The sequence below is a fragment of the Pseudomonas sp. RIT-PI-r genome (genome assembly GCF_001297015.1).
Lineage (GTDB): Bacteria > Pseudomonadota > Gammaproteobacteria > Pseudomonadales > Pseudomonadaceae > Aquipseudomonas.
Window position 1 is genome coordinate 317,824 of sequence record NZ_LIGE01000037.1, and the last position, 15,131, is coordinate 332,954.

11 protein-coding genes are annotated in these 15,131 nt (G+C 54.8%); 7 read left to right on the forward strand and 4 right to left on the reverse strand.

Annotated elements, in window-relative coordinates:
• Nucleotides 1-486 precede the first annotated feature (486 nt).
• From AK821_RS31100 to AK821_RS23550, 4 genes are all read left to right on the forward strand, one after another.
• Complete coding sequence (locus AK821_RS31100; RefSeq protein ID WP_064392093.1) at nt 487-771, forward strand: hypothetical protein; 285 nt, start codon at nt 487-489, stop codon at nt 769-771.
• A complete protein-coding gene (locus tag AK821_RS23540; RefSeq protein ID WP_064392095.1) occupies nt 768-1,040 on the forward strand; it encodes a DUF3077 domain-containing protein in 273 nt (90 codons plus the stop codon). The genes AK821_RS31100 and AK821_RS23540 overlap by 4 nt, the downstream gene beginning before the upstream one ends.
• Nucleotides 1,037-3,943 (forward strand): DUF927 domain-containing protein, encoded by a 2,907-nt coding sequence (locus tag AK821_RS23545; protein WP_064392097.1) that lies wholly within the window; start codon nt 1,037-1,039, stop codon nt 3,941-3,943. The genes AK821_RS23540 and AK821_RS23545 overlap by 4 nt, the downstream gene beginning before the upstream one ends.
• A 92-nt stretch (nt 3,944-4,035) precedes the next feature.
• Nucleotides 4,036-4,980, forward strand: a complete 945-nt coding sequence (locus AK821_RS23550) for a hypothetical protein (protein WP_064392099.1) — start codon at nt 4,036-4,038, stop codon at nt 4,978-4,980.
• 322 nt (nt 4,981-5,302) lie between these two features.
• On the opposite strand, the gene AK821_RS23555 is transcribed toward AK821_RS23550, so the two are convergent.
• Both AK821_RS23555 and AK821_RS23560 read right to left on the reverse strand, forming a co-directional pair.
• Entirely contained in the window at nt 5,303-6,229 is a 927-nt protein-coding gene (locus tag AK821_RS23555) for a DUF2971 domain-containing protein (RefSeq protein ID WP_064392101.1), read from the reverse strand.
• A gap of 74 nt (nt 6,230-6,303) precedes the next feature.
• Nucleotides 6,304-10,896: an NACHT domain-containing protein gene (locus AK821_RS23560; protein ID WP_152974192.1), complete on the reverse strand. Its 4,593-nt coding sequence runs from the start codon at nt 10,894-10,896 to the stop codon at nt 6,304-6,306.
• Nucleotides 10,897-11,977: 1,081 nt separating this feature from the next.
• Here AK821_RS23560 and AK821_RS23570 point away from each other — a divergent pair.
• Together AK821_RS23570 and AK821_RS23580 are read left to right on the forward strand one after the other, a co-directional pair.
• Nucleotides 11,978-12,352 (forward strand): hypothetical protein, encoded by a 375-nt coding sequence (locus AK821_RS23570; protein WP_064392107.1) that lies wholly within the window; start codon nt 11,978-11,980, stop codon nt 12,350-12,352.
• 699 nt (nt 12,353-13,051) lie between these two features.
• Complete coding sequence (locus AK821_RS23580; RefSeq protein WP_064392109.1) at nt 13,052-13,381, forward strand: hypothetical protein; 330 nt, start codon at nt 13,052-13,054, stop codon at nt 13,379-13,381.
• A 12-nt stretch (nt 13,382-13,393) separates the two neighbouring features.
• On the opposite strand, the gene AK821_RS23585 is transcribed toward AK821_RS23580, so the two are convergent.
• Nucleotides 13,394-13,762, reverse strand: coding sequence for a PH domain-containing protein (locus AK821_RS23585; RefSeq protein WP_064392111.1), 369 nt, complete (start codon nt 13,760-13,762; stop codon nt 13,394-13,396).
• A gap of 36 nt (nt 13,763-13,798) precedes the next feature.
• Nucleotides 13,799-14,554 carry a hypothetical protein gene (locus tag AK821_RS23590; protein ID WP_064392113.1) on the reverse strand — a complete coding sequence of 252 codons (756 nt, stop codon included), beginning with the start codon at nt 14,552-14,554 and terminating at the stop codon, nt 13,799-13,801.
• A gap of 283 nt (nt 14,555-14,837) precedes the next feature.
• Between AK821_RS23590 and AK821_RS31105 the strand changes: the two genes are divergently transcribed.
• Complete coding sequence (locus AK821_RS31105) at nt 14,838-15,038, forward strand: hypothetical protein (RefSeq protein WP_236708335.1); 201 nt, start codon at nt 14,838-14,840, stop codon at nt 15,036-15,038.
• The last annotated feature ends 93 nt before the right edge of the window (nt 15,039-15,131 follow it).

A 15,131-nucleotide genomic window follows, 5' to 3' on the forward strand; every position in this document is an offset into this window, starting at 1 on the left:
ATGCACGAACAATTTATGCCGCACCTGAAAAAACCGCAAGCAATCAGCGCAGTTGCACTTTCGAAAAACGGACGTTACTCTTTGGCCGTCGCTGCAAAATCAGCGACCGGGCGTGGAAACCCGTTTGAAAACTTGGCGCACAGGCGCCCCCATTACGATTGCAGGCGTCTTTTTTTACGCCTGCGATTTCGAGTTATGGCGGCTGTGTGTGGGCAGGCTTCGGCCTGGCCGGGTTCCAAGTTTCCCGGTATTTCCACCCCATGCACAGCTGCCACCCAATCCCGTGGAAAGGATCGTGGCAGTTCCATAGTCAAAACTTGGAGCGCCACTCATGCACGCCCTCAATCCGTCCAAAATTCGCGCCGCTGCACATCGTGCAATGGCTCTCGCCGCTTTACACGCCAATTCCAGTCTCGCTACACGCCTCTCCCGTTACAACGCTCACATGGCCAAAGCCCGCGCACTCGAAACCGCAGGCGGTGCCCAATGAACAACGCTTTGAGTTTCGCCCTGCCCGAAGACCTGCTCTGCGTGAATCCGACCGCAGAAGCCGGTGTGCCAATCGACGCCATCACCTGCGCCATTGCTCGTGCCGACTCGGTTCTGACGTTGCTTGAAGAACACTTCGAAAACGACTCCTCGCGCCTCGCTAATCATGTCATCGCCGCCGTCCTCTGGGACGTGCGCGGCACTCTTGGTTTGATTAAAACACTGACCTTGCACGGCGACTCCACCTCGATGCCTGCTACGCAGAAAGGCGGTGCGCTATGACCACGTCCACCACGCTGGGTCACGCCACATTTACTCGCGTGAACGCCACCGATTTGAAGTTGTTCCGAGTCAATGCCGGAGTACCGGTCGAGGATGCACTGGAGATGGTTTCCCTGCTGCAGCATCACGCCAACCAGCTCAATTTCGACGCGGCCATGAGTGACAGCGGTGAGCGTTTCAGTTGGCCTGCTCTGTACCTTGGCGAAATGGCCAAAGCGCTGATCGATGACATCAACGACGCACTGTTTTTGCCGAGGGCTGACGCATGAGCCAACGCCCGAGCACCTCCGCAAAACGTCCAAGCTTTGCCGACGTGAAAGCCGCTGCACTGAAAGACATTGATCGCGTTCTGTCGCACTGGCTGCCCAATGGCAAGCGCGTCGATGGAGGCAAGGAATACACAGCACCTAACCCGACACGCAGCGATAAGCGCGCCGGTTCGCTCAAGATCAATCTGAGCAAGGGCACATGGGCCGACTTTGCTACCGGCGACAAGGGCGGCGACCTGATTGATCTGGTGCGCTATCTGGACGGCGGCACAGACGTCGAGGCATGCAATAAACTCGCAGACCTACTGAATGTTGCGCCCGGCACCGCCCACGCGAAGAACGCGCCTGCCAAGACGAAAGCCCCTGAGTGGATTGCCATTCAGCCGATCCCAGCGGAGGCCATGAACAAGTGCCCTGCCAAGCATCGGCAGCACGGCGCACCGTCCAAGGTGTGGATCTACCGTGATGCACAAGGCCAGCCGCTTATGGCGCTCTACCGCTTCGACCTGACGCCCGATGAGGACGGCAAGCCGAAAAAGGTCTTTGCACCACTTACATGGTGCGAGCGCGCCGATGGCCAAACCAAGCAATGGCGCTGGCAGGGTCTGCCCGATCCACGTCCGCTGTTGCGACTTGATGAACTGGCTGAGCGCAGTGATGCACCGATAGTTTTATGCGAAGGCGAAAAAGCTGCCGATGCTGCCGCCGAACTGCTGCCGGGCCACGTGGCCACCTGCTGGCCGAACGGTTCCAACTCTTGGCATAAAGCTGACCTGACACCACTTAAAGGTCGCGATGTGCTGTTGTGGCCTGACAACGACGACAGCGGCAAAGCTTGCATGAAAACCGTCGCCGAGAAGCTGCGCGAAATCGGCGCCGCCTCGGTCCGTTTCATCGCTCTGGACTCGTTCAAACACAACCCCACGCTGAAGAGTGGCCGCGCCGCTTTCGCCAAAGGTGGTCAATGGGATGATGGTGATGACGCTGCTGATGCTCTCACAAAAAATTGGACAGCCGCCCATTTCGCCGCGCTGGAGACCAGCGGCGAGCTGTACGGTTTGATCGAGGAAAAGCCAGCAGCGGAGCAGCCAGAAGCCAAGCCGGAAGCGAAGACGAAATCAGGAGCCAAACGCCCGACAAAATCGAAAAATGATCTGATGCCCGGCGGCTTTCGGCTGACGTCCGAAGGTGTGTTTTATGCCGGTGACGACGGTGAAGCGCGTCCGGTGTGTTCACCACTGGAGATCCTCGCCCGTACTCGCGACGACAAAGGTCAGAACTGGGGTTTGTTGGTTGAATTCGACGATCCCGACGGCGCCAAGAAGCGCTGGAACATTCCGGCGCGCACCATGACCGGTGACTTCGGCAAAGATGTGCTGGGTCCACTGGTGGACATGGGGCTACGCCTCGCAGGCAGTCGTTCTGGCCGCAATGCACGCAATGACCTGCAGAGTTATCTCGGCGGCTTCGACAGCGCGCAACGGGCTCGACTGGTCACGCGCTTGGGTTGGCATGACACTGCCTTTCTACTACCCGAGCAGCAGGTAGGCGCGCACAGCGAACACTTGCACTTCTACGAGGCCGGCTCGCAACTTCCGCCGATCAGCGAAGCGGGCACGCTTGAACAATGGCAGGAACAGATCGGCGCGCTGTGCATCGGTAATCACCGTTTGGCGTTTGTCGTCGGGGTGGCCTTCGCAGGCCCGCTGCTGCACATGCTTGGTCAAGAGTCGGGCGGCTTTCACTTGTACGGCGATAGCTCCGGCGGCAAGACCACGCACTTGCAAGTTGCCGCCTCAATCTACGGCGGACCGCGTCTGGTGCGTTCGTGGCGGTCGACCGATAACGCGCTCGAATCCATTGCCGCCGCGCATTCCGACGGCCTTCTGGTCTTGGATGAAATAGGCATGTGCGACCCGCGCATTATCGGCGAGACGGTGTACATGCTCGGCAATGGCACCGGCAAGGCACGCGCCAACGATCGAGGCCAAGCTGGCCGACAGGTACAGGAGTGGCGCCTGCTATTTCTCTCCACCGGCGAGAAGACCTTGGCCCAGCACATGGCCGAAGCGAACAAGGAACTGAAAGCGGGTATGGAAGTGCGCATGCTCGCTGTCCCGGCCGATGCCAGCAAAGGCCTTGGCATGTTCGATTTGCTTAACGGTTTTGAGGATGCGGCGGCACTGTCCGACGCGCTCAAGACACGCGTAGCGAAGTACTACGGCACGCCGCTCACGGCCTTCCTGACGGCGCTGTGTGAACCCGGTAAGCGTCACGGATGGTCCGCCATCCTGCGCCGCACGCTGGAAGGCTTTATTGCCCAGTCGTTACCAGCATCTGCCAGTGGACAAGCGCACCGTGCCGCCGCTCGCTTCGGTCTCGCCGCAGCAGCGGGCGAGCTGGCCACGGCGATGGGCATCACAGGCTGGCCCGACGGGACTGCCACCACCGCTGCTCGAGTGTGTCTCAATGCATGGATGAACGAGCGCGGCGGCGCAGGCAACTTCGAGGGCGATGCGATCTTGGCGCGGCTGCGCCAGGTCATCGAGCGCTTCGGTGAAAGCCGCTTCACGCGCTGGGAATCGGCGGCGGCAAAAATCGATGAGCACGGGCCGCGCACCATCGACCGACTCGGTTTTCGTAAGACGTTGGAGCACGGTCTAGGAGATGCCCTGCACACCACCAACACCTACTACGTGCTCCCCGAGTTATGGCGCTCGGAGATCTTCCGGGGCATGAACATCAACGCGGTGAACAAGGAACTGCTACAGCGCGGTGTTCTGGAACCGGGAAAGGACGGGAAGGCGTCGAGCCTGATCCGGTTACCCGGTCTCGGCACGCAACGCTGCTACATCGTGAAGACGATTCCGGGAATGGATGAGAGCGAGGCTCGGGCTGCCTGAGGGCATCTCTGCTGATCGAGGTAGCGCCGGCTAAGTCCCGGCCTCGCCAGCCACTCAACCAATCCCAATCGAACTGAACAGAGACTAAACACATGAACGAGATTCAAGACCTGAAAGACCGTCGCGACCAACTGCGCAGCGAGGCAGAACGGTTTCACGCCGCAATGCTGCCACTTGAGACCGTGCTGGAAAGTGACGACCCCATTGAACCGGATCGGAAACGCGAACTGCGGGACAAGTACAACGAGCTGAAACGGAATTTCGATTCGCGCAACAACAATGCCGACCTTTTAGATCGGAAGATCAGTCGCCGTGAGAATCTTCTCAACTGCGACTCCCTGATGGCGGGTTACATCGAGGCGATGGATAACTGGAAGGCTGATGAGCAGGAGCTAAACGAAAAGCGCCAGAGCCTCAGCACTCGCCTGGAACAGATCCAACAACAGGCAGCGGAGGACATGGTCAAAGCGCGTCAGGCGGAAACGGACGCTGCCACTGCGTACGCACAGGCCGTTGCATGGGGCGATACCGAAGGCGAGAAGACCGCCAACACCGACGCACAAAAGGCGGCGAAGAACCTGACAGCCGCCGCCGAACATGACCGTCGGCAACACCTGATCATGGCCGCTTTGGAGCAAGAGCTCCTCACCGTAGATAAATACATCGCTGAAGCGCAGGAAAAACATAAGGCGATAGAACGCACCGCGCTTTGGCTCTCGCAGACTGTACTCGAGGAGCGATGGAACGAGGCCGCGAAAGCGTTGTTCGAGGTGGGTGGAAAGCTGTGGGCTAATTACAAACTGCTGGATCTTGATCAGGTAGGGATGATGAATTTGGCCGTACCCGAACAAGGTGAAAATCATGGGCGATGGACATGGCACGAGCTCATAGACCGCTCTTACCAATACAGCGCGCAGGACTTAATACAGCTCGACAGCCTGCAGGTGCAGCAGCAGCCCGAAGATATGATCAGTCTGGAACAACGCAAGGATGAACGTAATGAAAAATCCAATACAAAACAGCACGAGCTTGTCTGACACGCTCAAAAACCGGAAAGCTCATCTGAACTCTCTTTTGAAAACAATGAACGTAGTAACGAAAAAAACAAGTCAGACTGAAGCGCTGGCCATCAAGGCAATTAAAGCGGAAATAGCGCATATTGACGACCAACTGCATCGTCGAAAATAGATCTGAATTTTAATAATTTCCTTATGACGGCACAGAGAGACTTGTAAAAACCAATTAAGCTGTTTCACCCAAAAAGGGGCCCACAAGGCCCCTTTTTAGCACCAACACTCGAACAAATGAACTGCTCACCGCCACCAACAACTACCCCCACCATTCCTATTAATTGATAAATCAGTGCAATCTCTCAAAGTTTATTTCAAATCTATCTTGACTGATAATACTTTTATGAACACTCACCGAACGTCCGAAAATAGTATTTCTTTCAATACCCTCGCGTGCCTGAAGAATACTCTCATCACTCACACGACTTCCAAAGTACACCCCTGTAACTGAGTTTTTTTTCAATCGCTTGAAAAGCATCACATTGGATATTTCTTTTTTTCCTTGAGCGATTGCTAGCACCCAAGGCAGTAGATCCCGCTTCTCAGCACTAGACGATTCGACCTTATAAGTACTATTACGCAAATGAGTTATACGGATATCTGGACCTAGATTATTCACCCAACTTTCAAAAGCAACATCTACGATCGCGACATCGGCTTCCGTCAACCTTAAAAGATACCTATATTCTTTTTCGTAAATCCAGTCATTACCTTTTGTCGTAGCAAAGTGAGTATAAAAATTGTGTTCAAAATATTCATATATAGCATCATCAGGCATCTGAAAGCCTGGGCGCATATTGCTATACCTAACCCTCGCCGGGATTATTTTTGACACACCGCATCCTTCTGTAAATTTGTCGTGATATTCAAATGTCGATGAATCACACGCAATTGATACAACCAAACCTTTGTGCTCATCGGCGTAGTGCGACCACATCAGAAGATTGTACGGATCTTCTGTTAGCGAAATTATTCCGAACTGATCAAGTCCATCCCTAAGCCCCTTCTCGTATGTAGAGCGTATACCCTCAGACTTTAATTTAGAACTTTCATACTCACCTTGATCATCAAAAAAGAACTTAAGCTTTTTATCAATCCCTGATTGAGTAGGCTTCGAGTCAAACGGATCATTGAGATTAGAGGGCGGTGTTAGTCTAAGTAGGGGATCTTCGAAAAACTCGAGCCTAAAAGGCATATACTTATATAGAATACGCATTCATACCTCTCCCAAGTTCCGCGACTCTCGTAATTTATAAAATAGGGCCTTTTTCTTATAGCTAAAGAAAAAGGTCACGGATCTACGGGCGGCCAAGGTTGACCGGATGCAAGATCAGGGTGACGAGGTTCACCCGTCGGCCTGCCATGTTCCAGCCGCCATTCTTCGATTTGGCCGAGAAGCACGAATGCAGACTTGCGTCGTTTATCGTCCTCAATTGCCATTCTGAACAGCAGAACACGCAGTTCATTTGAAGCGCGTGCTTGTTGCGTGAAGACGTTGGAGTTTTGCCCATAGGGCTGACGCTCAACGAATGCGCTTTCAAGCTGGTACCAAATACCCTGTGGAATCGGTGATGGCTGGGTATCATCGATCAAATTCATATTTGCGATATCGGCTTCAGGTGTGCGTAGCCTGCTCATCACCATTGAAAGGACGTGCCGATAGGGATCAGGTAGATCTCGTTCACACAAATTCCGTAGATAATCGGCCACCTCAGGCTTGCGCTGGGCCAACTCCACCAGTCGCATGACCAGCGTGTCGCCGCAGTAATGACGCGTCAGTGGGATGCCGTGAATATCTGGATCTACAAACCCCAGCAGCAACTCCTGCGTCCGTGACGTGTCGAGTACCGCAAAGGCATTGAAAAAATCGTCCTCGCACTGAGCGAACGTAGGCGCATCGGACGCAAGCTCGTACAGGAAATCAGCGGCAGCATCTGATCGACTTTCACCCAGAGCAGTGACAAGCTCCCCGAGTTCAGCTCCCCGGAATTGCCACTTACCGAGCATCTCTCGCATTTTGGAAATGCCGGCATGTGGATCGTTGGCGAACGGGCATATCGTAAGGATACGACGCATCAGAGACCTGTCTGCATCCTGCACCCATTTCTCCGTGCGCTCTACGATGGAATCGACAAGTGCGAAAACAGTGCACGTAGGCAAGCCCACACCCGCCATCAACAGACGCTCGACGACATCGAGACAATTGTAGTGGTCCCACTGACCGGGCTTAGCAATCACGTCGAGCACAACTGACGCGTAGCCGACGCCATCAATTGCGGCAAGCGCCATTGCGAGATCTGTCGGCCCTGTGCTTGCTTTCCCGTCTGTGCTCCGCTCTCGCGTGCGCTTGATTTCGGCATCAAGTGCACTGGCAAATCGCAGGCGCCGCTGATTATCACCCGGATGCGGAATGCGACCTTCACGTGCGGCCCACATCAAGTCATAGCGGAAAGTCCGGTTGGAGAAACGCTTCGTTTTCGGTAAGAAGTCGCGCGCCATCGCAGCGGCGGCTTCGGAGCGGTATTCCGACTCGGAGAGCAGATCAATGAGAACTTGCTCAGCACCGGACGCGTCGAGCTGCAAGATGGCATCTATATTCCATCTGGCGTAGCTCATAGATCCACCATTTCCAAGAGGGCTGCGGTCGCCGGCTATATGCGCGGCTCGACCGCGGCGAACACGCTCAATGTCAGCGCGGATGAGCCGCACGAGATCCGCCATGTCTTCAGGTATTCCAGCTTGGGCGATCGACGAGGCGAAGTTGGATTTTTCCCCGCCGTTGAAGTCGTCTTGGCGCAGGACAACATCGACGTTGCTTTTCAGGTAGGTATGAAGCTGTGTTCTCAGTTCCCCGTCCGCAATTTGAAGTGGTTCCATTTCCGATCTGGCAACCTTGCTTAGCAGGCCAGCCGCGACCTTGATGTCGAGCGGATCACCGCTTGCGACGGACGAGAGAATGCCTGCCGCTGCGAGGTCGCCGGGTAGGTGGCGAAATAGGGCTTCTAATTGCCGAGTCACCTGCCACTCGAGGTGGTGTTGCACGTCAGGCTCTCCGTCCACCTGACGACGCAACTCGCGTAATTTCGCAAAAACCCGCGCCGCAAGTTTCGCATCTGCAACTTTGGCAACGATGGAAATGATGCCCCCGAAGCTGACTTTCCCAAGATCTTCTGTCTCGAGGCGTTGCAGGTACTTCTCGACGAGGCTGTCGGGAATGACAGGCGCAAACGACAACCAATCCTCGTGCTCGTGGAGACCGCGTTCGGCGATTTGGACGGTCATCCATTCGCTCAGCCAAACGGGATCGGTCTTAAGCAGATGTTCCAGCGCCGGCCGTATATAGTGCAGGCCGAAATTGCGTATGTCGCCAATGGACAGAGCAGCCAGTGCCCCCCTGATGACGTCTTCCAAATTTGTCTGGCCAAAACCAATCAAATCAACAGCGACTCGCAGGCGCGCAGGATGGTCCTGGGAGTTCGCGATGAATTTACTCATCGACGCAATGGTCTTGAGCCTGAGTGCATCGGGCATGCGGTCCGCGTTTTGGAGAGCGACCTCGTCGAATGTCTGTTCATCCATCGACTCCAGGACGCGAACCAATGCGTCGCTAGACCCGGTCCACATGAGCCCGGAGACAGCTGCCTTCTTCACCGCAACGCTTTTATCTTCGGCAGCGAGGGTCGAGATCTCGTCATCAACACGATGATGTAACAACTCGGAGACAAAATCCGCGCGCACCTCCTCGCTCCATCCACGCGCCAGCTCCTGCCAATTTACTCCTAACGATGATACTTGAATGTCCGGCCAGAGCCGGTACGTGTGGAGCCGCGTCTGTTGGTCTTGTTCCGTTAGCAGAGGCACGATGAGGTCACTGAAGTCGTCCGAGCCGGTAGCGAGCAAGGCAGCAGTGGCGTAATGCCGAAAACTGCCGCCACGGGTGGCATAGAGGCCGCGAAGATGCTCGCCGACGACTGCGCGAACTTCATTCCATACGGCCCCGCCGCATAACTGCGCAAGCTCGGCGGCGAATACCGGGTCGACGGAGAGAGCCATCTTCACCAGCTTCACACCTGCACTGATGTTTCTCAATTCGCTTTTGTTGTCGGCGGCCTCATCGGCAATCGTCTCGGCAATCATGCGCAACGATTCAGCCCAGGCCGGAACATTCACATACTTGGCTATAAAATTGGCGGTCGCATCGACTTCATCGCTCAGCGAGTTGAGAAGCAATCCACGTAAATCAAGTGCAGCGTAATATTCCTGAAGCTGCTGGTGCTCAAATTGAAACGATGTCAGCGGATAATCAACGCGCTCTAAGATGTGATGAGCTGTGAGCGTCGCGAGAACCGCCGGTGCTCCCACTGGCTCAATCTGCCCATGGAGAGCAAGGTCTCGGACGACGGCAGCAACGACTGTCCGTGTGTCAGCCTCGAGCAATGTCGTCGCGCCGATGCGAGTCATCTCAGTTGCGATAGCTTTTAAGTAATCCTGTTGCCGGCCAAAGATAGGTGCCGTTTGAAGCGCATTCCTGTGTTCGTCACGCTGTTCTTGCAATAAGAGAACTTGATCTAGAATTCCGATTTTCGTGGAGGGAATTTCGACGCCGGCTTCAAACAGCGAAGTGACTTCAGAGAGAATAAATGGCGTACGGGTCAATTCATCTAGCGACGAATCAGCATCGATGCGGGCGCGGAGCTGAGCGTCTTTCTCGCCAAGGCGTTCCGCTAGGTAAGCCGCACGCTGCGTACGCCGCAGACGCGACAATCGCAGCCGTAACGCACCAGGGAGTGGTGGTGTTAAATGGTGCGTGCGTGTTGCGACTATGATGCCCGCGCTCGGAAAGTCCCGTTCGAGTTCACGAAGCGCGTCGTTCGCCCGAGAAGAATTCGACTCCGCAATTTCATTCCACCCGTTCAACAAGAACAGCAAGGGTTCTGTTTGCTGTACGCGCGCGAGGTCGGTGGCCGAGAGACCTTCGGCCTGGAACGCAGGCATGCCTGCAATGTATTCTAGAATTCCCCGGTGCGATGACGTCCAGGCAGGAAGTTCAACGATAAGCGGTGTACCGACAGTGCGTGCGAGCTGCGCTAGTCGAACAAGTGTCGTGGTTTTTCCGCGACCTGCCGGCCCCTCGAGAACGATGCGACCGCTCTGCATCAGCGCCAGATCTATTTGTTCAAGCGAGAGCATATCCGCAGACTTCGCACCGTTCGTTTCAAGCCGCACGGCAGTCAGATCAATGAGCGGATGCCCTTTTGTCTTAGATGTCCAAGCCCGAGTGACAGTAGTGGCTGCGCGCCTTGTTCTTTCAATGAGGTCAGCGACCTGTGGTTCGGCATCAATCCCGAGGTTGAGGAAGCTCGCACGGAGTGAAGCATTCTCCGGCATCATCATCTGCGTAATAATCTCTTCGCGCTCGATGATGTGAAGTTCTACACCTTGGTTTTTCTGAATTGCCTCTTCCCACCTCCTTCGGTCAGCGTTACCGACTTTGGCGGACGTCACGAAGAGTAGCTTTCCGAGGTCAGGGAAATTCTTCTTGGCGGTCTCTGCGTCGTCAGAAATCTTCTTCAGCGTTGGTGTGATGGAAGCGGCTAGCCCCTTGCCGACAGAATCTGGCGTCAGACTCGCGCTCGCGTATGCATCAAGACCAAAATCCTTCTTCCTCTGGCGGGCGATGAGTTCAGGCCAGAGCTTCTTGCCGAGTACTATTGCCAGCCCCTGAAAACGCATACCCTCCTCTTGCGAAGCGATTTCATCGAGTGCCCTTTCGATGTCAGTTCTCAAGACCGTCATTGGTTGACCGCGCTGCAGTTGAAGGAATGTGCGAGGAATATGCCACGGTTCACCCGCACGTTCCACGTGCCCGGCATGCCATTGCAATCACGCGTACCTTTCTGCATACCGTGAAAATCACTCAAGTGATCGACCGCGTTAGCGGGGAGCATTCTTTGGCGAACCTCGATCCTTAGCAGACAGCAAACCTCGAGCTCGGAGGATTCTTAGCACCATCGGCTGGCTAAAAACGTTACACCTATGAGGAGTTGTTACACTGAACACAAAGAAAGCCAACACTTAGTGTAACGCCTATTTTACCCTTTAAATTCAACAGGTTATAGATAGTCATTACACCCGTAACACGTGTTACACGACATTTGGGAGGTATATGTCCCCACCCCCCATTAGCAACGTGTTCCGTCAGCGCTGAAACCCCAGCAGGTACCGGGGCCCCTGAGGCTTCGAGACACATACGGGGTCGGAAACCCGCCGGACTTTGTTAGCGGACAGATGCCCAGCTTAGTGAACAGGTGAACCGGGTGAACAGACAGTTCACCAGTGCAATTGCACAAGCTGCTGAGAGTCGCCGGGGACCCTGAGCACTTCTGAATGACACGGGGCATAAAACCCGCGTGATCTTGGCAGTGGCTGATTTTTTTACATTGGTTGACAGGCTGACTCGGTTGACAGCCCAAGGTGTCCATAATCATCAACACAAAAGGCCATCGTTACCGATGCGGTAACGATGGCCTTTTTTCAGCAGATTTCTTTCGATTTCAATGCCTGAAATTTCAGTAACTTTGGAAACCTTCCACTAATGCAGTCCCGCGGGTTTCCGACCCCGTATCCTCAGGATATCGTCAGGGTCCCCAGCGCCTTTTTCTGTAACCCACCCGAGATCTCAGATGAGTAACCTCCAGAAGCTAATCGCAGATGCCCAGTCCGGCTCATCCTTTCAGGAAAAAATCTCTGATGACGGTTGGCAGGCAATCGCTAAGCAATGTGGCGCCCCCGAGATCGAAGAGATCGAACAGCGTATTGCCAGGTTACGTGCAGAGCTGGAAACGGTTGAGGAGTGGGACGGAGATACCCAAGATGACATACATCTCGCGATTTCCAGATTTACCCGATTACTGAGGTCCGCGAAAGCACGGTAACGTTGCTGCCAGCGACAGAACCAAAAGGATTGAACATCAATAAATTCCTCGTAGGATTCACCTACCACGAGCCAGAACGGTGGGCCTTGTTTCAAAAAGGCATCATTGAAGACTGCGAGTCATCCACAGGTATTTACGTCGCGGCCTCCACTGCAGGTAAAGCAATTGCATGGGCAGAGCGTATTGCTGAGGAACTCCTGCGGGCATCCAACTCAGACCCTAAGCTTGACTGGAAGTCGTTGGGTTACGAGTGCTGGGCCGTGGACGATCCGAGCGACTCCGACTGGAGTCATTGCCTCGCCTTTTTTCAATCCGTCGAGGTCGGCGTTTTCCCAGATTTTGTGAATATGGGTGCGAGTGCGTACGGAAAGTGGGCCGAGGACCATGGGGTTTTTCCTACTTAATCCTGCAAGCCCCGGTAACGCCTTCACTCAACAGCTGATTTCCCCAGCAGCGCATACCTTCAGTTGGAGTATGTATGACCCCAGAATGGATCGGTCGCGGCAAAACCGTCGCACAGTTGATACAAGAACTTCGCTCTTTCGAGGATCAGAGTCTGGAGGTCCGCATTTCCATTGATGGGGGCGAATCCTCACAGCCTATTTCTCTTGTTACGAAGAAAGGAGGATATGCCGTGCTCGAGAATCACCAGGACACGCCCACAATCGTTCGTCACGGAGGCTAACGACCGGGCGTTTCAGAGAGCGACAAAGTAAGCGGCGCGATGCACCCTGTATGCCCACGTGTGTGCCTAACCAAACCACGGCAGGTCGCCCCCTTATAAACCGGGCCTCACAGGCTCCAGTTCAAACGACGCTTGGTCTATCGAAAGGTTTGCATGGCACCCTATGGACTATTCATACTAAGCCCAGCAAAAGAGACCATGTATCCCTACATGTATCCCGAAATAGCAAACCTCTCTGGAGGCCTTGAGTTTACTGGAACACTACAGTCTCCCTCGGGCACCAAAATTAAGAAAGGTCTTGCTTAGCAAGGCCTTTTTTTTCGTCTGCCGGAAAGTGCCTGCTGTTGTAGGAGCTGCCGAAGGCTGCGATCTTTTGATTCACCGCTTCTTGGTCAACCGAAATCCCAAGGATCCCCCCATGGAAACGTCACTGGAAACAGTCGCCCTTTTCTCCCTCAAACTCGCTTACGAGGAAGAAGGCCTGAGCCCGATTTTGCGGGACGACATGGTCATGGGTGATTACCAGAAAGACATTTTCGAACTATTGGTGCGGCGTGGGGATGTCGAGACTATTCAGTTCAAGATGAACGAATGCCTTGGCCTAGCGATGGACGCCTTGGGCGGTATCGAGAAACCGCTCGGACGCGAGTTGCACAAATTATCCGCCGAGTTCAGCGAAGCGCGTTCGCTGGAGCAGCTGGATCAGCCGCTCCTCGCGCTCAAGGGTTATTTGAAAGACATCCTGTGATGAGCTGAGCCGTTACAGCAGATGCTTGGAGATGTACTTGGAAATCTCCACCATCGATGTCTTCCCGGAGAATTCGAATTTCACTTTCCCCAGCGACGAAAAGTAGATCTCCAGCTCTGAGTCCAGATCGAACGTTCCCGAGGTTTCCACGGAGTACGCGACGATGTTTTTGTATGGCAAGGACGTGAAATCCTTCTTGCTGCCGGTAATGCCCTGAACGTTGACTGCGATGATGCGTTTGTTGGTAAACACCACGCCATCGCGCATGGCCTTGTAGGCGTCGATCACTTCTTCACCTTCCAGCAAGAGGGAGGTAACGCGCTCGGCGTATTCATTGTTTTGCTTGAGTTTGAAGAAGCCTTTGTTGTTGAAGTCGATCATCTGTCCATCCTCTGGTTGAATAAAAAACCCGGCAAATCACTTGCGCACTTTCACCACTCGAATCTTGATCGGAAACCCACCCGCTCCCTTCAGCGTCTTCCATCCTACGTACTGGAATATCAAGTTCTCGTCGATGGGGTCGCCCCGCTCTACCATTGGTCCACCCAGCACCGCGACTTCCCTGTAGACGGCGCAGCTGCCCGCATTGGGGCCGACGAAGTAGACCACATAGGGTTTGACGTATTGCACCGCGCGGAAATGCCGGCCGCATTTCCAGTCGACCTTAATCATCAACGTCTTCAGATACGCTTCGCCATCCGTTTCCGATTCCTCGGCGAGTTCTTTGAGCTTGCCGATTCCGCCGACGTCGCTAAAGCCCAGAGCACGGGCGCGCTTGTATTCCGGGGATTTCTGGTGCTCGGCCTGATCCTTGTAGTATTGCTCTTGAAGCTCGGCGACCAGGACCGGCTCCTCCTTGTTGCGGATCTCGAACGCTTGGGCAATGACGGTTTCGCAACGGGCATATTCGGGAGAGGCAAGGCTTGCCGGGGCAAGGTGATCGCGATGGACGTAAAGAGTGTGATTCAAGCTGTCGACGCGGTTCATCGCTTGCCTGCTCGTCATGGCCCCGCTTTGGACTCTGTTCACTACGTCCTGAAAACTCTGACAATCGGCGAGGTATCCTTTCCAGGCGACCTCCGGGGTTTCATCCCAGCCGGCAAGCGCCGGGGTCATAACGGTGGCGAGGAGGAAAGCGCTGAGCAGGCGCGAGACAGAAGAAACGGTAGGCATGTGTAGTCCGTTACGCAGTGGAAGAAGGTGGCGCGAAGCTACTATTTTGCTATCTTGCCGTCCACTTTCGATGGAGGCGTATCAAGCGCTTCTGTTAACGGGCGCTCGGGAATAAATCAATGGATGCTTTGTTGTGCTTGCTGGTAATGGGCGGAACCTGGTTGTGGGTGGTGAAGCAACGCGGCGAGTGGAATCTGTTACTCGCCAACCTTGCCGGCGCCGGCAGTAGCGTGGTGACTGGCATTGTCTTCACACTGATTTACGGCGGGCTCTTGGCACCCCGATGGCGACGGCCAACCTGGATCGCAGCCTGGTGGGTTTCCTGGCCAGCGCCGGGGTCCTCGCGGGCGTGTGGATGTGGGTCGCCAATCGCCGCCAACCCGAACATCCGATTGCACGTCAGTTGCTGGGCGCGGTGTGTGGCTTCACTGCCGGCATGATCACCTTGATGTTTCTGGCGGTGAATTATTTCCCCAACACTTGATCGGACGGTGCATCTGTTTTGCTATCGTGCTGCCCATCATCAGCGTTCACCTCGAACATGCGTTGGTTTCAGGTTTAGAAGGTTTAAGGAAAG